A 20,675-nucleotide genomic window follows, 5' to 3' on the forward strand; every position below is an offset into this window, starting at 1 on the left:
TATTCATACGTCACGTATGTATTGTCATCATACTGCCACGCCAAGGCAAGCAATCGCTCCGCGGAGAACCAGATGGCCAACCCTTATCGACAGCTTTTCGCTGCACCCGGCACACGAGGCTTTGCCTTGGCGGGTCTGCTTGCACGTATTCCTCTGCCCATGACGGGCATCGGCATCATTACCATGCTCGCGCAATTGCGCGGAAGCTACGCGCTTGCTGGGGCCGTATCGGCCACCTTTGTGTTGACCTATGCGCTGCTGTCACCGCAGGTCTCCCGCCTGGTAGATCGCCATGGGCAACGCCGTGTGTTGCCTGCAGCAACGGCCATCAGTGTCATGGGTATGTTGATCGTGCTTGCCAGCGCCTGGTGGCAAGCCGCCGACTGGACATTGTTCCTGGGCGCGCTGCTGACCGGTTTCATGCCCAGCATGTCGGCAATGGTGCGTGCCCGTTGGACGGCGATCTACCGTGGCCAGCCACGCTTGCAGACGGCCTACTCGCTGGAAACTGTATTCGATGAAGCTACTTTTATTGCCGGCCCGCCGTTGGCCGTGGGGCTATCGGTGACGATGTTCGCGCAGGCCGGCCTGCTGGCAGCGGCAGTGCTGCTGATACTCGGCGTATTCGCCCTGCTCGCCCAGCGCGGCAGCGAACCACCGGTCCTGAATCAGAGTACGGCAATTCCAAACAGAAAATCGGTGATCGGCATCGCCAATGTAGGGTTGCTGGCGCTGCTGATGGTAGCGATGGGCATCATCGTCGGCACCGTGGACATCGTCAGCGTGGCTTTCGCCGAACAACTGGGTAAACCGGCTGCGGCCAGTCTGGTGCTGTCCGCCTATGCGGGCGGCTCATGCCTGGCCGGGCTGCTGTTCGGCACCCTCAAGCTACAGATGCCCTTGCACCGTCTGTTGTTGCTGGGCAGTTTGGCCACGGCGGCAACGACACTACCCCTGCTGCTGGCCGGCAGTATTGCGACCTTGGCAGGCACCGTACTGGTAGCCGGGTTGTTCTTTGCCCCCACCATGATCGTGGCCATGTCGCTGGTGGAACGTCTGGTTCCCGAGCATCAACTGACTGAGGGCATGACCTGGTTGTTGGCCGGACTGAATGTTGGTGTAGCCCTGGGAGCGGCGGCGTCCGGTCAGGTCGTCGACAGCTGGAGCGCCCCGGCAGGATTCAACGTCGCACTCTGCGCCGCAGCCTTGTTGTTGCTGGTGGCACTGTGTGCCTATCAGCGCTTGCGCGCCAATGATCAGCTATCACCGGCGGTTGCGGGATAGACGTTAATGCATTTCAAGGATTTGAATCATGAGTACATCTGCAACCACGAACACCTCCTCTACAGCACATTCCTGGCTGGCAGTGATTGCTGTCGGTTTTGCCACCTTCTCTGTGGTGACAACCGAGATGCTGCCTGTGGGCCTGCTGACAACCATTGCCGCTAGCCTGGACACCTCCACCGGCACTGCCGGGCTGATGATATCGCTGCCGGCACTGCTCGCGGCCTTGTTCGCGCCGGTGGTAATCATCGCCGCTGGCGGTATCGAGAGACGCACCATTCTATGCGCATTGCTGGGACTGCTGATGCTGGCCAACATCGCCTCGGCACTCGCGCCAGACATTGTCTGGATGCTCGCGGCGCGGATTGTCGTCGGCCTGTGCATGGGCGGTATCTGGGCCATCGCTGGCGGCTTGGCACCGCGGCTCGTTCGGCGCGACGCCATCGGACTGGCAACATCGATCATTTTCGGTGGGGTAGCAGCCGCTTCGGTTCTCGGCGTGCCGCTTGGGGCACTGATTGGTGACTTCGCAGGATGGCGCTGGGCTTTCGGCGCCATGGCCGCACTCAATGCAGTGGTGCTGGTGCTGCACCTCGCTTTCATCCCCGCACTTACCGTCGAGCGTTCTGCCAGCGTGCGCCTGTTCCTTCAGCAGTTTGGCAATCGTCGCTTGCAATATGGCCTGGGCCTGACCCTGATGCTGGTCGCCGGCCACTTCGCCACCTTTACCTACGTGCGTCCGCTGCTGATGTCCGTATCGGGCTTCGAGGCACAATGGATTGGCGCGTTGTTGTTCGGTTACGGCATTGCCGGTATCGCCGGTAACTTCCTGGCCGGGATCATCGCAGCACGGCGCACAGCGCAAACCCTGATGGCAATTGCCCTGGGCCTGCTGCTGACCCCTGCCCTGTTCCTGAGCATCGGCGGCTCGCACTTGGGCGGTGGTCTGGTGCTGCTGGCCTGGGGCCTGGCCTACGGCGGCGTCTCGGTCAGCTTGATGACCTGGATAATGAAAGCCGCACCCCGGGGGCTGGAAATCGCGACCGCGCTGTATGTGAGCGTATTCAATATCGCCATTGCGGCGGGATCATGGACAGGCGGACAAATCGTCGACAGCTTGGGCTTGAGGGAAAACCTCTACCTACTGGGTGGCTCTGCCACGATTGCCTTGCTACTGGCGCTTGCCATGAGCATGAGCAAAGCCCCGCAGGAAATCGCCGACTCACACTAGCTTGCCGAGGCGATCAACCAGGAGGTGCGAGCCATGCGCAGGCTGCACCGACAGTCGCCGATGCTCAGTTCGTGCGCAGCAGCGCGACAAACGCATCACGGGCCGGATGGTTGACCGATTGCTGATGCCAGTAGAACAGATTATCGACGCCGACCAGCTTCGGCCCAGGTCAATATCGCGCCCTGGGTCTGCAACCATCGCGCCTCGCGCGTGCCAGCAGCAAGGCCTGACGCTCTTCTCCTGCACCGGTAAAAGCGGCACAATCGCCGACTTTTTTCGGAACGGACTCCCCCATGCCGCGTATCGTCATTCTAGGCAACTCCGGCAGTGGCAAGTCGACTCTGGCGCGAGCCTTGGCCAAGCGCCTGGGCGTACCGGTGGTACATCTGGACAGGTTGTTCTGGGAACCTGGCTGGACAGAGCCCGACGCCCAGGCCTTCCGCGCCCGGGTTACCACGGCAGTGGCGGCGGACGCCTGGATCTGCGAGGGCAACTATGCCCGGCGCACCTTTGACCTGCGTCTTCCTCGCGCGCAGCTGGTCATCTGGCTGGACACGCCCCGCCTCACCTGCCTTGTCAGGGTAGGGATGCGCAGTGCCCTGAATCGGCCACGCGCCGATATGCCGGTAGGCTGCAACGAGAAACTCGACAGGGAGTTCCTCAACTTTCTCAAGTACGTGTGGCGCTTCGACCGCGACTATCGCCCTTCTATCGAAGCGGTGCGCCTAACCGTAGGACCACAGGTGCCGGTAATTCACTTGCGCGGTGCCCGGCAGATTGCCGCGTTCCTGCAGTCGCCCGCAGCCCTGCCCGGCTGATCAGTTCAGGCCCAGTTGCTTGGCCCTGGCCACCGCCTGGGTGCGGCGCTCCACACCAAGTTTGAAGTTAATCCGCTGGGCGTGGGTTTTCACCGTGTGCAAGGAGATAAACAGGCTTTCGGCAATTTGCTGGTTGGAGAACCCCTGGGCGATAAGCTTGAGGACGTCCATTTCCCGCCGACTCAACAATGCAGCGGGTTCACTTTCATTGCTGTTGGCTTCGCCGGCCCAGCGCGCCAGCGCCGGGTTGCGCAAGGCAAATGCACGCTCGACACTCGCCAAGCCCATGTGCCTGGCTTGAGCAAGCGCATCCAGCAGCGTTTGCTTGGCCTGTGCGGGCTTGTTGGCGGCGTGCAATGCCTCGGCGAGGCTGAATCCCACTTCGCAGGCCAGGGCGCGGCGACCTTGCTGCTGCGCCAGCGCGTGCAACTGCACAAGCGGGTCCAGGGCCGGCTCGATCACGTTGGTGGCAATGCTCGATTGCAGTTGCACCAGGTACAAGCGCAGGTGCAGATCAGGTGCGCCGTAGGGCGAATAGCTCAAAGCGGCCTTGGGTAACGCGGCCAGTGCTTTCTCCACTTGCGCCGCGCGGCCTTGGCGCAACCAGAGGCGTGCCTTGGCCCGCAGCACCAAGCCCTGGTACAGCGTTTCGTTGATCAGGTTGTACTGCATAGCGCGCTCGGCATCGGAAATCCGCGAAAACGCACGAGACAGATCGCCCTGCACAGCATCGAGTTCGGCCAGGCCCAAGTACCCCCAGAATGCTGCAGGGTCTTCGCACAACTGGCACTCCTGCATCCCCGCGTGAAACGCCTGTTCTGCCTCCGGATAACGTCCCAACTGCACCAGGATAGACGCCATGCGCAGTTGTACCCGCCCGCGCATGGGGCTCGCTTCAGCACCCCAGGCATTTGACAACTCGGTGTACAGACGCTTGAGCAAGGTCTCGGCACGCAACAGTTCACCGCGAATTTCCAATAGTTTGACATGCCCCAGCGCCATTACGCTTTCCATTGCCAAACTGGCATGCTGGCGCGCCTGCTTGGTGGCCTGGCGGTTGAGTTCCAGGGCCTGATCCAGATGCCCCGCAATCAGCGCCAACTCCACCAGCAATGCCATGCTGAATAGGCGCTGGCTCCACGACCGTTCGGGCAATTCGTCAACCGCCTCGCTCAGCCAACGTTGAGCCTGTTCGCCCTGTCCTCGGTGAAAGGCAATATTGCCGCGCAGGGCCTTCCACTGGGCGATGAGTTCGAACTGACGGCCAGCATCAGGTTGCGGCACAAAGCGCGCCAGTTGCTCGGTGTAACTCTGGGCTTCGTCGAGTCGGCCGCTGAGCAGCAACGCCCAGGCATTGAGTATCAACAAGCGCGGGTTGCCGGTTAACAACTCAATCGGCAATTCACGGCGCCATTGCATCAGCTGCGCCAGACTGCGGCCCTGCAACAAGGAGTCGCCGGTAAAACGTTGCATCAGGCTGGCCGCCATCTCGGGTTGTTCGGCACGCACCGCGTACTCCAGCGCCAGACGGACGTTATCCTGGTTCACGTACCACTGGCAGGCCCGGCGAAACACAGCCTTGGCCAGGGTCTCTGGCAATTGTCCGGCCAGTGGCCCCTTGACCGCGGGATGCACTTGATAGACCTGGGCATCGCTGCGCACCGACTCGATGAACAACCCGCAAGCGCTCAGCTGCTCAAGCAAACCGGCACCTTCGCCGACGCCGAGTAGATGCTCGCACAAGCCTGCGTCGAAGTACGGAAGTTGCGCAAGGGTAAACAGGGCCTGACGCCACTGCTCGGGCAGGTCGTCGAGCAGCTCGCGGCGCAGATATTCGAACAGCACTGCATTGAGTGAATCGAAAGGCGGCGGTTCAGTCTGGGTTTTCAACGCCAGCACGTACAAGCGTATACCGGCGCACCAACCCTGCGAGTCCTTATGCACATCACTGATAACCGGCCACGACCAGTGCAGCATGCGTTGCTGCAACAGCTCGTGAAGTTCGTGCTCATTGAAACCAAGCTCGGCACTGCCTAACTCGAACAGATCACCATCGAGCAGCAACCGCGTCAGTTGCAAGGCCGGCCGGCGGCGGCAGGCCAACCACCAGTTGACGTGTGCGCCCGCGCCCAGGATCAACTCGTTGAGCAGCGCATCCAGGTCACTATCGGGCAGCCGCGGGTAGTCGTCGATCACCAACCACAAGCCGGGGCCGGCGTTGTCGAGTTGACGTTTGAGCTGCTGGGGGTCGCTGGCGGACACGCCCAGGGCCTGCGCCAATTGTTGCCTGAAGGCCTCAGCACCAATGGCCTTGCCGCGGAGATTCAGATAGACCACTCGAGTATCTGCCGGGCAGTGCTGGGCACATTCACTCAACAGTGCACTTTTGCCGCTGCCCGCCGGGGCACAGAGCAAGCGCAAGCGGCACTGGGCGCTGAGCAGTGCCTCGCTCAGGCGCGGACGCGAAACGTGGCCCGGCGCGAGTCGGGCAAGACCGGCGAGGGAAGAAAAATGAGGGTTGGGCTGGGACATTGGCACGTTCAATTTCTTGTTCTGTATACAAACATGGTGCAGACCACCGCGCGCCAACGCAAATTTTGATACAAAAAAAAGGCAACCCAGGGTTGCCTTAAATACCAGCGTCGAACCTGTAACCGCTCTAGCAGGCGCTCGCGGTTCCCTTGCTCAAGGCCTCAGCGAACCCCAGCCTGACGCAATGCTGCAGGGGTGTAGTTGGCTGCAACACTCTGGAAGCCGAACTCGATACTGCGCTTGGCTTCGTTCTTCAGGCCCACCACCGAATAACGGCCAGCCACCAGGTCGTAGAGAGTTTCAGCGGTATAGCCGGGTACCTGCTTGTGGTAGTACTGCTGGATATGCCCTTCCCCTACACGCCATAGTTGGCCACGACCGTCATAATGATCAACCTCGGCCAGTTCCCAGCTGTCTTCATCGAAGTACATGTGGCGTTTGGCATAGACGTGACGCTCGCTAGGTTTGAGTTTGGCGACCACCTCCCACACTCGGTGCAGCTCATAACGCGTCAGGTCCTGGTTGATGTGCCCCGCCTTGAGAATGTCGGCGTATTTGAGTGTCGGCGAGTCCAGCTTGTAGCTGTTGTATGGGATGTACATCTCTTTCTTGCCGACCAGTTCCCAGTCGTAGCGATCCGGCGCACCGTTGAACATGTCGTAGTTATCGGAGGTCGCCAGGCCATCAGCGGCCGTCGCCGGACCGTCGTATGCCACTTGCGGGGCGCGTCGTACCCGGCGTTGCCCGGCATTGTAGAGCCAGGCCAGGCGAGGCTCCTTGACCTGGTCGATGGTCTCGTGCACCAACAGTACGCTGCCGGCCAGGCGTGAAGGTGCTGTTACCCGCTGGATGAAGTAGAAGAGAATATTGCCGGCCTTGCTCTTGTCCTGATCCTTCAGCTCTGCTGGGTACGAAATTTCGTCCTCGAACTCAACCATGCTGAAGGCGCCGTTAGCCTGTGGTTGAACCCGCGTCATCAGGCGCTTGATGTTGCCGCCGCGATAACGGGTGGTGTGGTTCCACACCACTTCCACCCCGGACTTGGGTTGTGGGAATGCGTAGTAACGGCTTTCGTTGAATCCCTTGAGGCCGTTGCCGCCATCGATCCCTTCGGTATTCAGCGCACTGAGCTTGGCAGCGGCATAAATTTCATCGGGTACTGCGGCGGTACGATGGGTTTTGTACACCGGGATCTTATAGGTCTGCGGGTAGCGCGCCAGCATCGCCAACTGTCCGGCGGAGAGCTTGTCCTTATATTGCGCGGCGTTTTGCGCAGTGATGGTAAACAGTGGCTTTTCGTCTGCAAACGGGTCAGCCAGAAAGCCCTTGCTGTCCACTGCGCCGGCGTTGGTGGGCAGGCCACCGGTCCAGGCCGGGATCGTGCCATCGGCGTTCCCGGCTTTCTCGGCGCCCAGGGGGGTCAGGCTGGTGCCGAGTTTCTCAGCTTCTTGAGGCGTGACGCTGGCCATGGCACTGCCGGCCAACAGACTGAGCAGCAAGGCACCGGTGTGTATCAGGTATGGGTTGTTCGACATGACTGTAATCCTCATTCGGTGTTGATGCTTAGAAGCTCATGCCCAGGCTGAGCGCCAGGAAATCGCGGTCAGTGGTGGTGTTGAAATCACCCCCAAAGAAGTTGGTGTAGGAAATACCTGCGCTGTAGGCATTCCGGTATTCGGCGTCCAGGCCGAGGCTGACTGCCTTGGCACCTTCGTTGAACAAGCCGTTGGGGCCATAACCGTCAACGTCATGTGACCAGGCTACGCTCGGCTTGAGATTGACCCCGGCAAACACGTTGGAGTAATCCCAGATGGCTCTTGCGCGGTAACCCCATGAGGTGGTGGTGGCAAAGCCCTTGTCATTGCAGTATTTGCCCGTATTCACCGCTGCCGGAGTACCGCTATAGGTGCCGGTATTGATCGCCTGGCAAGAGGGTTGGCCACCGGTGAGTACCCCCGGCAGCGCACCTGGGCCATACACCGGATCACGGCCGTACCGTGCCTCGGAGGTTTTCTCCAATCCGCCGATGTGGGCCACGCCGATTTCCCCGATCAGAGTCAGGCGATCCGCCCCCATGATCTGATCGAAAAAGTGCGTGAAAGTGGTTTGCAGTTGAGTGATTTCCTTGCGGTTGTAGCCGTGCAGGGTACTGCCGGGAATCGATGCCGGGTCCCCGCCCAGCAGCGAGTACTGGCCAAACGGGGCAAACGCCGGATTCATCCCGGCAATGCCACGCACACCGGCGTACAGCACATCGGTTGTATTCAGTTGCAGCGGCGCATTGGGGCGGTAGCTGATCTCACCGGACCAGGCCGTGCCGGTTGGTAAGGTAGTGGCAAAGCTCAGTCCGTACAGGCGGATATCTTCTGGGTACTCAATAAAGTACTGGCTGCCCCCGGCCACGTTGGCAATGGCGGCACCCGGGCGGGCCGCAGCCGGAATTCCGGGGACCGCACCGGCCAGCACTCCCGCTGATTGCTGGTAGTCGGCCTGACTGGCAGCCTGGGTACTGAAAAAAGGGGCGCGGCTGTGGTAGTTCATGAAGTAGGCGCCAAACTCGGTGTCCAGCGGTTCGAACATATAGCGCAGCGCCGCCCCCCACTGGCCGCTGTCGCGCGCATCATGGTCGCCGCCCCGCGGAATCACCACGCCCTCGCTTGTCGTCTGGTAACCCAGCAGTCCGCCAAACGCCCCAAGCTGCGGCGTCAGAACATTGAGGTTGCCGGTGCAACCGTCAGCGACCACGTCAGTCTGCGAAAAAAAGGTGCCGCAGTTATCAACCACGGTCTGGTCCCACTCCAGCTGATAAAAGGCTTCAGCAGACAGGCTGTCGGTCAGGCTCTGGGACACATAGAACATGTTGACCGGGATTAATCCCTCTTTGATCTCCGCCCCCGGACGGCGGAACGCCGAGACATCGACAGGGTTCACCGAGTTGATGCTGTTCTGGATAAACGTACTCTCGCCCCAGCTCACTACCTGCTTGCCCAGGCGCACCGAACCGGGTTGCTCGCCAATGATGTAGTTGTGGTACACGAAGGCATCGAGCAGTTGCGCCCCGGAAGACTTGGCGCCTTCCTTGCGACCATGGTCGTCGATGTTCTTGAATGGGCGCTCTTCGTCCTTGAGTTCGAAGTCGTACCAGTACTTGCCGCGCACGAACACGCCGCTATCGCCGTACTTGAGTTCAAGGTCGTGGATCCCCTTGAAGATCTTCGAGAAGGTTTCACCCTGTTTGAAGTTAAGGTGCCCATCGTCACCGGTCTGCGAAAGCCCGGTGCCGCCGTTGTGACCGCCAATGTAGCCTTGGTGCGGGCTTTGCGTAGACCAACTGGCCCCCACCGACAGCGACGAATCAAGCTGCCCGTCGATTTCTCCGAGGGTGAAACTGACGGCCTGGGCTTGTCCGGCGACGCTTAAAGCGATAGTGCTGGCCAAGGCACTGAGTTGGAACCGTGCGCGTTTTATTGTTGTAGTCATGCGACTAATCCCTGCTGTTTTCCAATCGGCGTGAATCGGTGGCCAACGCTAATGATTCAAGGATGCCGAGGTAACAGGCGAAGGAGTGATATTGGAATTCATCCCAAAGAGTGAGGGTTTTCGCAGCGTACGGACACCGTTCAGAGATCCCTCGCGCGCCGGGCAATGGCACAAGAGAATCATCCCCTGAGTCACTCTTTATCAGTATTGGAAGATGTAGACCGAGTACCTAAGGTGCGGGGTAGACATATTTGTCCCCTCAATCACAGGTGATTCATGTTCTCTACCCGATCGTCCAGGGCCCTTGCGATGGCAGCGGCATTACCCTGGTTTGCAGTGGCAGCCCATGCCGAGTCCCAGGCACCAAAGCCTGCCACCGAGGCCACTCGCCAGGCCAACGCTGCAGTACTCAAGGCGCTGCCGTTCAACGATCGCCAGGACTTCGAAGATGCCCAGCGCGGCCTTATCGCCCAGCCCAAGGAACTGAGCATCCGTGATGCCAATGGCAAAGTGGTCTGGGACATGGCGTCGTACCAGCGCTTCATCGGCTTGGACAAGGCCGCGCCCGACAGCGTCAACCCGAGCCTGTGGCGCATCGCGCAACTGAACATGCAGTACGGCTTGTTCAAGGTCACCGACAAGATCTACCAGGTGCGCGGCTATGACCTCTCCAACATCACCTTCATTGAAGGCCAGAGCGGTTGGATCGTGTTCGACCCCCTGCTTTCGGTCGAAGCCGCCAAGGCGGCATTGGCCCTGGTAGAGGAGCACCTGGGGAAAAAACCGATTGTCGCGGTCGTCTACAGTCACTCGCATGCCGACCACTTCGGCGGTGTTCGCGGCATCATCAATGAACAGGACGTCAAGGACGGCAAGGTGCGGATAATTGCACCGCCTGACTTCGCCGAACATGCCGTCAGTGAGAACATCATCGCCGGCAACGCCATGTCGCGACGCGCAGTGTACATGTACGGTGCGATGCTGCCACGCAACGCCCAGGGTGGCGTGTCTGCCGGGCTCGGCCAGACCATTTCCACGGGCCAGATTTCGTTGATCCATCCCACCGAGGAAGTTACCAGGACCGGCCAGGAGCTTACGGTTGACGGGGTAAAAATGGTGTTCCAGCTGACCCCTGGATCCGAAGCACCGACGGAAATGAACACCTACTTCCCGCAGTTCAAGGCCTTGTGGATGGCCGAGAACGTCACCCGGCAGATGCACAACGTGTACACCTTGCGCGGTGCCGAAGTGCGCGACGCACTGCAGTGGTCACACTTCATCGAACAAAGCCTGGAATTGTACGGTGACAAGGTCGATGTAGAGTTCCAGAGCCATCACTGGCCGACCTGGGGCAAGGAGCGCATTGAACGCTTTCTCGGTAAACAACGTGACCTTTACAAGTACATTCACGACCAGACCGTTCGCCTGATGAACGAAGGCTACAACGGCGAAGAGATTGCCGATGCGATCACCTTGCCACCGGAGCTGGATCAAGAGTGGTTCAACCGTGGTTACTACGGCACGCTGAAACACAATGCGCGAGCGGTGTATCAACGTTACATAGGCTGGTACGACGCCAACCCTTCAAACCTGGACAACCTGCCGCCGGTTCCAGCCGCGAAGAAGTACGTCGAGTACATGGGCGGTTCGGCTGAGCTGCTGCACAAGGCTCGCCTCGACTTTGACAAAGGCGAATACCGCTGGGTCGCCGAAGCGCTCAAACATGCGGTATTTGCCGACCCGCAAAACCAACAGGCCAAGGACCTGCTGGCTGATACCTATGAGCAGTTGGGATATCAGGCCGAAGCCGGCCCATGGCGTTCGGTGTACCTGCAAGGTGCCTATGAACTGCGCAATGGTGTGCCACAAGGTGCTGGAATGAAAACCGCCAGCGCCGACATGATCCGCGCCATGACCCCGGAAATGCTCTTCGACTACCTGGCCGTACGCCTGAACGGCCCGGCAGCGGCGGGCAAGAAAATATCCCTCAATCTCAATTTCACCGACCTCGACAAGCACTACAACCTGCGGGTCGAGAACGGTGTCCTCAACTACCGCGATCAGGCCGCCGACAACGCCGATGCCAGCCTGACCCTGAAGATGAGTACCCTGCTCGGTATCCAGATGGGCCAGGGAACCCTTGAGCAGAAAATCAAGGCAGGCGAGGTAAAACTGCAAGGCCAGCCGCAAGCGTTCAGCGACTTTACCGGCTTGCTGGACAACTTCAATTTCTGGTTCAACATCGTTACGCCCTAAACCCGCCAACTGCCCACCCTGCAACATGAGGGTGGGCAGCAGGTGCCTAGGCGCTATGGCGCGCCTTCCAACGGCGCACCACCAGTTTCTCCAGCTCTACGGCGAAGAACACCAATACGCCAATGCCCAACGCCACCATCCAGTTACCGAAGGACAACGGCACGGTGTGAAATGCCGTCTGCATGAATGGCATGTAGAAGATCAGGCATTGCAGCAGTATCAAACCAAGGGTCACCGTCAGCAGCGCCCCATTGCGCAGCAACGCCATGTTCAGCGAGAACTGATCCTGCAAGCGGCAGTTGAACAGATAGGCCCATTGCGCAGTTACCAGCGTGTGCAGAATCATCGAGCGGATGTGGTTGGTATCCTGGCCGTCGGCAACCATCCACGACTCCAACAGAAACGCTGCGGCGGTGAGCAGGCCGCCCACGAACAGCACTCGCCACACGGCATAGAAGTTCAGAATCGATTCGCCCGCCTTTCTCGGCAAGCGTCGCATCATGCCCGGCTCACCCGGCTCGAAGGCCAGGGCGAACGACAGGGTGGTCGAGGTGGCCATGTTCATCCAGAGAATCTGCAACGGTGACAAGGGCACCACCGCCCCGACCAGAATGGCCATGACGATCAGCAGCCCCTGGGCCATGTTCGAGGGCAGGATGAACAACACGGTTTTCTTCAGGTTGTCGTAAACCCTGCGCCCTTCACGCACGGCATTGGTGATGGTCGAAAAGTTGTCGTCGGTCAACACCATGTCGGCTGCTTCCTTGGTGACCTCGGTGCCCTTGATGCCCATGGCGATACCGACATCGGCCTGCTTCAGCGCCGGGGCATCGTTGACGCCGTCACCGGTCATGCCCACCACCTGCCCATTGGCCTGTAGCGCACGCACCAGGCGCAGCTTGTGTTCCGGGCTGGTACGCGCAAAAACCGAGTGCTGCATGGCCAGCGACTTGAGGGCAACGTCGTCGGCCTGTTCCAGTTCCTGGCCGGTCATGGCCCGCAAGTCATTGCCCATGCCCAGCATACGGGCGATGGCGACGGCGGTGTCCGGGTGGTCTCCCGTGATCATCTTGACCTGGATACCGGCCTGTTTGCACATCGCGATCGCTTCAATCGCCTCGGGCCGTGGTGGGTCCATCAGCCCGGCGACACCAAGAAATATCATGCCCTGACGCACGTCGGCGTGACTGATCTCGGTGCCTGCGTCACTGACTGGCCGGTAGGCGGCAGCCAGCATGCGCAGGCCGTGCTCGGCGATGTGGCTCATCTCCCGTTCCCAGTAGGCACGATCCAGCGGCTGCGGGCCATTGCTGCCCAATTGTTGCTCGCACATGCTCAACAGTACGTCAGGAGCGCCTTTGAGGTAGATCAGGCGTTGGCCATCCACGTCGCAGCGCCGCGCCATGTATTTATAGGCCGAGTCGAAGGGTATCTTGCCAAAACGCTGCACCTGCACCGGGGCCAGGTCTGCCTTGCGCGCCAGCACCTTGAGCGCACCTTCGGTAGGCGCGCCAACCACCGTCCAGCGCCCCTGCTCATCACATTGCAGGCTGCTGTCGTTGCAAATATCGACGGCGCGAATAAATGCCTGCAAATTTGCGTGCACGGCGAAATCCACTGCTTCGGTGGCACCGGCCAGGGTAATGCGACCGCGGGGCTCGTAGCTTTCCCCGCCTACGCCATAGAAGGTGTTGGCGATCAGCACATGCTTGACCGTCATTTCGTTCATGGTCAGCGTGCCGGTCTTGTCCGAGCAAATAACCGTCATTGCCCCGAGGGTTTCCACCGTCGGCAGCTTGCGGATGATTGCTTTGTTGTTCGCCATGCGTTGCACGCCCAGCGAGAGAATGATCGACACAATCGCTGGCAGCCCCTCAGGCACCGATGCAACCGCCAGGCTGATCAGCGACAGCGACAGCTCACCCAGGGCAAAGTCGTGCCAGAAGAAGCCGACAATGAACAACACCGCCATCATCCCGGCAATCAGCTGAAAGATGCGCCTGCCCAGTTGCGCGATCTGGCGCAACAAGGGGGTTTCGATTTCATCCACCGCGGCGATCATGCGATTGATCTTGCCCAACTCGGTAGCCGTACCGGTTTCGATCACCACCCCTTTGGCGTTGCCGGCGCTGACGCTGGTGCCCGAGAACGCCAGGTTGCTGCGGTCGGCCAACTGCGCGTCGTGGTCCAGCGCTTCGCTCTGTTTGCCAACGGTTAGCGACTCGCCGGTAAGCATCGACTCTTCGAGCTGTAAATTGTGCACCTCATACAGGCGCACATCGGCGGGCACCTTGTCGCCGGGACGCAACACCACGATATCGCCGGGGACCAGTTGGCTGGCATCGATCTCCAGCTTCTGCCCGCCACGCACCACACGGGCGGTGCTGCTGAGCATGCCGCGCAAGGCCGCCAGGGATTTCTCGGCCTTGTTCTCCTGAAAGAAACCGATGGCCGCGTTGATCACCGCCACGGTGATGATCACCAGGGTATCGGTCCAATGCCCCATCAATGCCGTGGCCACGGCGGCCGCAAGCAAGATATAGATGAGCACGTTGTTGAATTGGCGCAAGAAGCGCAGCCAGATGGGATCGCAGGCTTTAGCCGGCAGCGCATTCGGACCCAGGCGTTGCAGGCGTGCCTCGGCTTCTTCAGGGGCAAGACCGGTCACGCTGGTCTGCAGCTCGATCATGACCTGCTCGGCGCTTTTACGGTACCAAGGCTGTGAGTGGGTATCGGTTGTGCTGCGCGTTTGCGGTTGCAGTGATCCCATGCCGTCCTCCTGGCGTTCGTCCTGAGGTGAATGAGTCAAGCAGCGATTCGCTATTTTTGCGCGCAGCCAGGCAACAGTGCTTGATACAGATCAGCACTCAAGCCCCGGGAATGGAACAAACCCTGGGGCCTGGCGACAGCTCGAGGTTTTTACTGCCTCAGCGGGTGGGCAGGCGATACACCGTCATCGGCCACTGCACCCGTGATTGACCGCCGTTGAACAGGCTGACCCGATCCATTTGTGCGGCGGGCAGCCACAAAACTCCCTCCTTATCCAGAAACGGCGCGTCCACCCAATGCAGACGCCGATCTTCGATCAAGGTATCGATGCGTCCATCGGGTCGCCGTACCCGGATCGCGTCATGGGCCAGGTCGGAGAAGTACAGATTGCCCTTTTCATCCATCACCGTTCCTCCCGTGGGCGGCAAGTCGGCAAACGGCTGCACACGACTTGCCTGCTGGTGGGCGGTCAATTGCGCATCCGTCAGGTCGCTGATGCGCGCCTTCGACCAGGGGCCTTGCAGTGGTCCGTAGTACAGCCACTGACCATCGGCACTGACCTCCAGCGGGTCGGCGTTGACCCGCAGCGGACGGCCGTCGGGCGCGTTCAGCGTCTGCCCACTGAGAACGATGTTGCGCAGGCTACCTGCGGTTACGGAGGTATGACCATCCAGCACGCGCCTGGCGCTGCCGCTGTCCAGGTCGACAACGATGAGCCCCGGCTTGCCGGCATCGGTCAAAAACGCATGCCCGCCCTGAAAGCGCACATCGTCGATGTAGCTACCCGGTAGCGCAACCTGCGCGCTGAAGGGGTAAGTACGTACCACGCGCTTTTCCACCAGATTGATGGCAACAAGCTTGGCGCCGCCCGGTATTGGATCGCCACCGAACTCGGGCGCGCCGGTGTCGACCACCCACAGCACATTGCCTTCGAGGCGCAAGGCGTTGATGTTGACGAATGCCTGGCGTGCATCGCGACCGGGCACCCAGTCATTCCAGGGTCGATCGGGAAACGCCGTACGTCGGCCCTGGGCATCGATAATGCTCAGTTGCGGGCCGGTGGAGCCGGTCCAGCGCGGCCCGGCAACGTAGCTGTTGCCGCCAACATGCGCCACCGCATTCCACACCTGCTCGTGGCTCTGCAGGGCAACCTCAAGCTTTTTTTCCGGCGCCGGCTGGTGAACGCACCCCGACAACACCACTGCTGCAGCCATGGCACAACAGCTAACACGCAAAAACGACATGAATCTTCTCCTTGTAAAATTGCCCTGCCAAGTCGAACTCAGCAGTTCCACGGCGCATCGTTGTTGGCATCGATGCGGTATTGCGCGCGTGCCTTGGCATGTGCCGAAGCATCGACCATGGCCAGCGCCGAGACGACGATGTGATGGCGGTCCAACTCAAAGAAGCGGCGCAAGGCCGAGCGGGTATCGCTGCGGCCGAAGCCATCGGTACCCAAGGTGCTCAGCGGGGCTTGCAGATACGGTGCAATCAACTGCACATAGCCGCGGACATAGTCGCTGACCGCGACCACCGGCGTGCTGCCAGGCAGGCACTGCTGAACATGGCTGCGCGCGTCCAGGTCACCGGAGAACTCGCGCTGACGTTGCACTTCCCTCGCCTCCCGAGCCAACTCCGAGAAGCTGGTTACGCTCCACACTTCGCTGCTTACCTGCCATTGCTCCTCAAGGATTCGCGCCGCCTCGATCACCTCGCGCAACATTGCCCCCGAGCCCAGCAAGCGCACGGCCGGCGCTTGCGTGCCGAACCGCTGATACAGGCGCATGCCCCGAATCACATCCTCATGCTGGCTCGCCTCGATAGCGGCCTGGGCGTAGTTTTCGTTGGTAACCGTGAGGTAATAGAACTCATCCTGTTGTTGCTCGAGCATGCGCCGACTGCCGTAGTCGATGATCACCGCCGCTTCGCTGGCAAACGCCGGATCGTAGGCACGGCAATTGGGCACCGTCGCGGCCATCAACTGGCTGCTGCCGTCCTGGTGCTGCAAGCCCTCACCGGCAAGGGTCGTGCGCCCCGATGTCGCGCCAATCAGAAACCCTCGGGCACGCTGGTCTGCTGCGGCCCAGATCAAATCGCCGATGCGCTGGAAACCGAACATCGAGTAGTAGATGTAGAACGGCAGCATGGCTTCACCGTTGACGCTATATGACGTCGCAGCGGCGACCCAGGAAGAAATCGCCCCGGCCTCGGTGATGCCCTCCTCCAGCAACTGCCCGTCGGCTGACTCCTTGTAGTAGAGCAAGGCGCTGGCGTCTTCTGGTTGATACAGCTGGCCAACAGCGGAGTAGATCCCGATCTGGCGAAACAGCGTGGCCATGCCAAAGGTGCGTGCCTCGTCGGCAACAATGGGCACAATGCGCGGGCCCAGCTGTTTGTCCTTGAGCAGGTTGGTAAACAGGCGCACCACCGCCATGGTGGTGGAAATCTCACGCTCATCCGCGCTCAAGGCAAAGTGCGCGTAACTGTCGAGTGGGGGAACCGCAATGGCTTCGGCCTTACGCCTACGTTTGGGCAGATAGCCGCCCAAGACCTGACGCTGCTGGTGCAGGTAGCGCATTTCCGCGCTGTCCGGTGCCGGACGGTAGAAACGCATCTGTTCGACGGCCTGGTCATCGAGCGGCAAGTTGAAACGATCCCGAAACGCCTTCAAGGCTTTGAGGTCGAGCTTTTTCTGTTGATGCGCGGTGTTGCGCGACTCGCCAATCTGGCCCATCCCGTAGCCTTTCTTGGTTTTCGCCAAAATAACCGTAGGCCTGCCCTGGTGGCGCCTGGCGGCTTCAAAGGCGGCATGCAGCTTGCGAAAGTCGTGGCCACCACGGCGCAATCCTTCGATCTGTTCCGCGCTCATGTCTGCAACCAGTGCCTGCAGCTGCGGGTCCTGATTGAAGAAGTGCGCAAGGTTGTAGGCGCCGTCATTGGCGCCCAGGGTCTGGTACTGGCCGTCGACCATTTGGGCGAAGTGACGCAGCAACGCATGGTTGTGATCGCGGGCGAACAAGGCGTCCCAATCCGAGCCCCACAGGACTTTGATCACATTCCAGCCAGCACCGCTGAACAGCGATTCCAGCTCTTGAATGATCTGGCCATTGCCCCTTACCGGGCCGTCCAGACGCTGCAGGTTGCAGTTGATGACAAAGGTGATGTTGTCGAGGTTTTCCCGCGCAGCCAACGACAACGCCGCGACCGACTCGGGCTCGTCCATTTCACCGTCGCCAAACACACCCCAGACATTGCGCCCCTCGGTCGAGGCGATACCGCGATGCTGCAAGTAGCGCAGAAAGCGTGCCTGGTAAATGGCATTGATCGGGCCGATGCCCATCGAGCCGGTTGGAAATTGCCAGAAGTCAGGCATCAACCAGGGGTGCGGGTAAGAGCACAAGCCGCCCCCGTCGACCTCTTGCCGGTAGCGCTGCAGTTGCTCCTCCTGCAAGCGACCTTCGAGAAAGGCGCGTGCATACACGCCCGGCGCAGAGTGCGCCTGGAAGTACACCAGATCACCATGGCCGTGCTCGTTGCTGGCGCGAAAGAAATGGTTGAAACCCACCTCGAAGATCTCTGCTGCCGAGGCGTAGCTGGCGATGTGACCGCCCAATTCGCCATAGGCCTTGTTGGCGCTGGCCACCATCGCCAGCGCATTCCAGCGAATAATCGAGGTAATCCGCTCCTCCATCACCAGATCGCCCGGATACGCCGGTTGCTGCTCCAGCGCGATGCTGTTCTGGTACAGCGAATAGGCACTTGCGGTCGACTGCAGGCCCAGCCTATTGGCCTGCTCTGCCAGGCGCTGCAGTAGAAACCTGACCCGCGCCGCGCCGCCGACCTTGGCCACACCGGCCAGGGCCTCGAGCCATTCGTTGGTCTCGACCACATCCACGTCTTCGTGGGCAGGTGCTGCAAGCGTTGCTTTTTGTGCGAAATCGTTCATGGCACAGCTCTCGACAGGCTGGAGTAACCACCACGCGCCTTGCGCGCCTGGCGGTCTGGGGGATTGAAACAGGCGCTCAGGTTGAAACCTGCTCCAGGAACAAAAGCTTCAGGGGCTCGGCAAGCAGCGCGTCGCTGGCGGCTGCAAAGCGCTGAAAATACGGCATGGAAAAGTGCGCATCGAGGGCCGCTTGATCGCGGAAGGCTTCACGCATGTAGAAAGTGCCTGGCTCATCACGGTTTTCGAACAGCACATAGTCAAGATTGCCCGGCTCGGCCCGGGTTGGCTCGACAAGGGCCAACAAGGCCTGCTTCAACGCCTGCTGTTGCCCCTCTCGGGCGATGAGTACCGCGATGGAGACCAAGGGTTTTTTATCGTCGCTCATCATTCACGCTCCAACATTCACGCTTGAACATTCAAAGGTAGGTGACTGGGTGTTCACAGAAAGGTGAACAGTGACTTGGCTGGCAACCTGGATTTAGGCAGGCCGGCATTGAAATCTTCGCTGCTGTGATAACCGAGGCTGACCACTACCAGGCTGGTGAAACCCTTTTCCCGCAGGCCCAACTCAGCATCGAGCACCTTGCTGTCAAAGCCTTCCATGGGCGTGGCATCGACACCCAAGGACGCCGCACCAAGCAGCAGCGTGCCCAGCGCCAGGTAGGTCTGCTTTTCCATCCAGTGCTGGACGTCCTTCTGGTCATAGCGATGCAGGTCGACGTAACCGCGTCGGCCACGGTCCTGGCCCACTTTTGCTTCAGCGTTGTGGAAGCGTCCATCTGCCGCTTCCTGGCTCAGCACCGCCTGCAGGTGCTCATCCGGCATGTGGGTACGGGTGCAAAAGACAATGACGTGGGAGGCATTGAGGATTTTTGCCTGGTTGTAGGCAAAACCCACCTCGGTGCTGCGGGCAATTCGTGCGCGGTCCTCATCCTGCTCGGCGACAACGAAATGCCACGGCTGGGAGTTCACCGAGGATGGGCTGTTGCGCAGTTGCTCGAACAGCGCCAGCAAGGTAGCGGCGGGCACTTTGCGGCTAGCATCAAAGGCTTTGGTGGTGTAACGGCGTTGCGACAAGCTGACGATATCCATGGCTGGATTCCTTCTCGTAAAGATGGCTGAGGGGGGGTGCTTCACGCTTCAATGGGTGGGTGCAGGCGCTGCGTCGATTTTCAGGCGCATCAAGCTGTAGGGCTTTTGGCGTTGGTCCTGCCCGGAACGAAAGCCGGCTTGGCGGTGCAACTGATTGGCCGTGAAGTACAAGTAGCCGTCGGGGCCGATAGACAACGTGTCGGGCCAAAGCAGCCGCGGATCATGCACCAGCGTCTGCCAGGTGCCGTCGGGCAGGCGCTTGCGAATCGAGTTGTGCTCGTAGTCGCCGGCGTAGATCGCACCGTCGGCATCGGCTTCCATACCGTCCGATGCGCCCTTCTCGCCCAAGTCCTGCACCGCAGCGTCCAGTTGCTGCTCGCTGACCTGCGGGTTCATGAGCAGGTCAGTGGCCACCGCGTACAGGTGCCGACTGGACAGCGGGGTGAAGTAGAGCGTCTTGCCGTCGGCCGACAAGGCAATGCCATCGGAGGCTACTCCCAAGGGTTTACGAGTGCCGTCAGGACCCTCGACGGTTACCGGCAAACCCTCGACGACTGGAACGAAATCGGGGTCGACCGAGGTCGATCTGGCACCGCTCAAGCGTCGGATGGCTTTACCGCTGGCGATATCCATGACAATGATCGCCCCCGGGCCGCGCAGCGATGAGTCGGTGACGTAGAGGGTTCCCTGCGCCCCCTTGCGAAAGTCAAAGCGCATGTCGTTGACATAGGTGGTGGGCAACATGACGTTGTCGGGGAACACCAGGGTCTTGACCACACGATTGGTGGCCAGGTCCACGGCCACCAGCTTGGCGCCGCCCGGCTTCGGCTCGGCGAAACCAGGTGCCGCGGTATCCAGTAGCCAGACCCGCCCGCGCCCATCGGCGACAACGCTCTGGACGCTGATCAAACCCTTGCCCAGATCACTGGGGTGTTCCTGATTGAACGCCAAATTAGGATAGGCCACCACCTGCCCATCGCGAATCTCGCCAACGGTAAACGGCACCTTGTCGCCCCAGCGCGGGAAGTTGACGAAGATGCGTCCATGCTCGGTGACCGTGACCCCGGTGGGCATCGCGTCGTAGAACGCGTGCACCTGTTCGAGGCGGCCAAAGGCTCGGTCTGCAGGTGCCTGGGCCGGTACCTCGACCGCGGTGATGCCATACGCCAACGAAACCGTGAGTGTGGCTGCCGAGGCCAGTGCAAGTGCTGCAGGCAGTGTTTTATTGCGCATGGTGCGCTCCTTGGGGTGCAGCCTGGCTGCCCAT

At 60.5% G+C, this 20,675-nt stretch carries 13 protein-coding genes; 4 read left to right on the plus strand and 9 right to left on the minus strand.

Features of this window, described 5'->3' with window-relative positions:
- Positions 1 to 72: 72 nt before the first annotated feature.
- The 3 genes from V0R60_RS18775 (at position 73) to V0R60_RS18785 (ending at position 3,333) form a co-directional block, all read left to right on the plus strand.
- Positions 73 to 1,284, plus strand: coding sequence for an MFS transporter (locus tag V0R60_RS18775; RefSeq protein ID WP_136476729.1), 1,212 nt, complete (start codon positions 73 to 75; stop codon positions 1,282 to 1,284).
- 28 nt (positions 1,285 to 1,312) lie between these two features.
- Positions 1,313 to 2,515: an MFS transporter gene (locus V0R60_RS18780; RefSeq protein ID WP_136476730.1), complete on the plus strand. Its 1,203-nt coding sequence runs from the start codon at positions 1,313 to 1,315 to the stop codon at positions 2,513 to 2,515.
- 293 nt (positions 2,516 to 2,808) lie between these two features.
- Positions 2,809 to 3,333, plus strand: a complete 525-nt coding sequence (locus V0R60_RS18785) for an AAA family ATPase (protein ID WP_136476731.1) — start codon at positions 2,809 to 2,811, stop codon at positions 3,331 to 3,333.
- Here the strand turns inward: V0R60_RS18785 and V0R60_RS18790 are convergent, their stop codons facing one another.
- From V0R60_RS18790 to V0R60_RS18800, 3 genes are all read right to left on the minus strand, one after another.
- Positions 3,334 to 5,865, minus strand: a complete 2,532-nt coding sequence (locus V0R60_RS18790) for a LuxR C-terminal-related transcriptional regulator (RefSeq protein WP_168198470.1) — start codon at positions 5,863 to 5,865, stop codon at positions 3,334 to 3,336.
- Between the two features lie 161 nt (positions 5,866 to 6,026).
- The gene (locus V0R60_RS18795; RefSeq protein ID WP_330080010.1) at positions 6,027 to 7,400 is read right to left on the minus strand and encodes a DUF1329 domain-containing protein; all 1,374 of its coding nucleotides are present in this window, start codon (positions 7,398 to 7,400) and stop codon (positions 6,027 to 6,029) included.
- A gap of 28 nt (positions 7,401 to 7,428) precedes the next feature.
- Positions 7,429 to 9,345, minus strand: coding sequence for a DUF1302 domain-containing protein (locus V0R60_RS18800; RefSeq protein ID WP_136476734.1), 1,917 nt, complete (start codon positions 9,343 to 9,345; stop codon positions 7,429 to 7,431).
- Positions 9,346 to 9,654: 309 nt separating this feature from the next.
- Between V0R60_RS18800 and V0R60_RS18805 the strand changes: the two genes are divergently transcribed.
- Positions 9,655 to 11,601 (plus strand): alkyl/aryl-sulfatase, encoded by a 1,947-nt coding sequence (locus V0R60_RS18805; protein WP_330080009.1) that lies wholly within the window; start codon positions 9,655 to 9,657, stop codon positions 11,599 to 11,601.
- A gap of 46 nt (positions 11,602 to 11,647) precedes the next feature.
- On the opposite strand, the gene V0R60_RS18810 is transcribed toward V0R60_RS18805, so the two are convergent.
- The 6 genes from V0R60_RS18810 to V0R60_RS18835 form a co-directional block, all read right to left on the minus strand.
- Positions 11,648 to 14,371 carry a cation-transporting P-type ATPase gene (locus V0R60_RS18810; protein WP_330080008.1) on the minus strand — a complete coding sequence of 908 codons (2,724 nt, stop codon included), beginning with the start codon at positions 14,369 to 14,371 and terminating at the stop codon, positions 11,648 to 11,650.
- 157 nt (positions 14,372 to 14,528) lie between these two features.
- Positions 14,529 to 15,614, minus strand: coding sequence for an L-dopachrome tautomerase-related protein (locus tag V0R60_RS18815; protein ID WP_330080007.1), 1,086 nt, complete (start codon positions 15,612 to 15,614; stop codon positions 14,529 to 14,531).
- Between the two features lie 38 nt (positions 15,615 to 15,652).
- Complete coding sequence (gene mdeB / locus V0R60_RS18820) at positions 15,653 to 18,316, minus strand: alpha-ketoglutarate dehydrogenase (RefSeq protein WP_330080006.1); 2,664 nt, start codon at positions 18,314 to 18,316, stop codon at positions 15,653 to 15,655.
- A 76-nt stretch (positions 18,317 to 18,392) separates the two neighbouring features.
- A complete protein-coding gene (locus V0R60_RS18825; RefSeq protein WP_136476738.1) occupies positions 18,393 to 18,701 on the minus strand; it encodes a putative quinol monooxygenase in 309 nt (102 codons plus the stop codon).
- Between the two features lie 53 nt (positions 18,702 to 18,754).
- Positions 18,755 to 19,408, minus strand: a complete 654-nt coding sequence (nfsB, locus tag V0R60_RS18830) for an oxygen-insensitive NAD(P)H nitroreductase (RefSeq protein ID WP_136476739.1) — start codon at positions 19,406 to 19,408, stop codon at positions 18,755 to 18,757.
- A 48-nt stretch (positions 19,409 to 19,456) separates the two neighbouring features.
- A complete protein-coding gene (locus tag V0R60_RS18835) occupies positions 19,457 to 20,641 on the minus strand; it encodes an L-dopachrome tautomerase-related protein (RefSeq protein ID WP_330080005.1) in 1,185 nt (394 codons plus the stop codon).
- Positions 20,642 to 20,675: the final 34 nt, after the last annotated feature.

This window comes from Pseudomonas auratipiscis (genome assembly GCF_036324085.1).
Lineage (GTDB): Bacteria > Pseudomonadota > Gammaproteobacteria > Pseudomonadales > Pseudomonadaceae > Aquipseudomonas > Aquipseudomonas auratipiscis.

Bases quoted from the DNA above. Each gene is read 5' to 3' on its own strand.
- V0R60_RS18775 (WP_136476729.1), top strand. From the start codon at position 73: ATGGCCAACCCTTATCGACAGCTTTTCGCTGCACCCGGCACACGAGGC.
- V0R60_RS18780 (WP_136476730.1), top strand. From the start codon at position 1,313: ATGAGTACATCTGCAACCACGAACACCTCCTCTACAGCACATTCCTGG.
- V0R60_RS18785 (WP_136476731.1), top strand. From the start codon at position 2,809: ATGCCGCGTATCGTCATTCTAGGCAACTCCGGCAGTGGCAAGTCGACT.
- V0R60_RS18790 (WP_168198470.1), bottom strand. From the start codon at position 5,865: ATGTCCCAGCCCAACCCTCATTTTTCTTCCCTCGCCGGTCTTGCCCGA.
- V0R60_RS18795 (WP_330080010.1), bottom strand. From the start codon at position 7,400: ATGTCGAACAACCCATACCTGATACACACCGGTGCCTTGCTGCTCAGT.
- V0R60_RS18800 (WP_136476734.1), bottom strand. From the start codon at position 9,345: ATGACTACAACAATAAAACGCGCACGGTTCCAACTCAGTGCCTTGGCC.
- V0R60_RS18805 (WP_330080009.1), top strand. From the start codon at position 9,655: ATGGCAGCGGCATTACCCTGGTTTGCAGTGGCAGCCCATGCCGAGTCC.
- V0R60_RS18810 (WP_330080008.1), bottom strand. From the start codon at position 14,371: ATGGGATCACTGCAACCGCAAACGCGCAGCACAACCGATACCCACTCA.
- V0R60_RS18815 (WP_330080007.1), bottom strand. From the start codon at position 15,614: ATGTCGTTTTTGCGTGTTAGCTGTTGTGCCATGGCTGCAGCAGTGGTG.
- mdeB (WP_330080006.1), bottom strand. From the start codon at position 18,316: ATGAACGATTTCGCACAAAAAGCAACGCTTGCAGCACCTGCCCACGAA.
- V0R60_RS18825 (WP_136476738.1), bottom strand. From the start codon at position 18,701: ATGAGCGACGATAAAAAACCCTTGGTCTCCATCGCGGTACTCATCGCC.
- nfsB (WP_136476739.1), bottom strand. From the start codon at position 19,408: ATGGATATCGTCAGCTTGTCGCAACGCCGTTACACCACCAAAGCCTTT.
- V0R60_RS18835 (WP_330080005.1), bottom strand. From the start codon at position 20,641: ATGCGCAATAAAACACTGCCTGCAGCACTTGCACTGGCCTCGGCAGCC.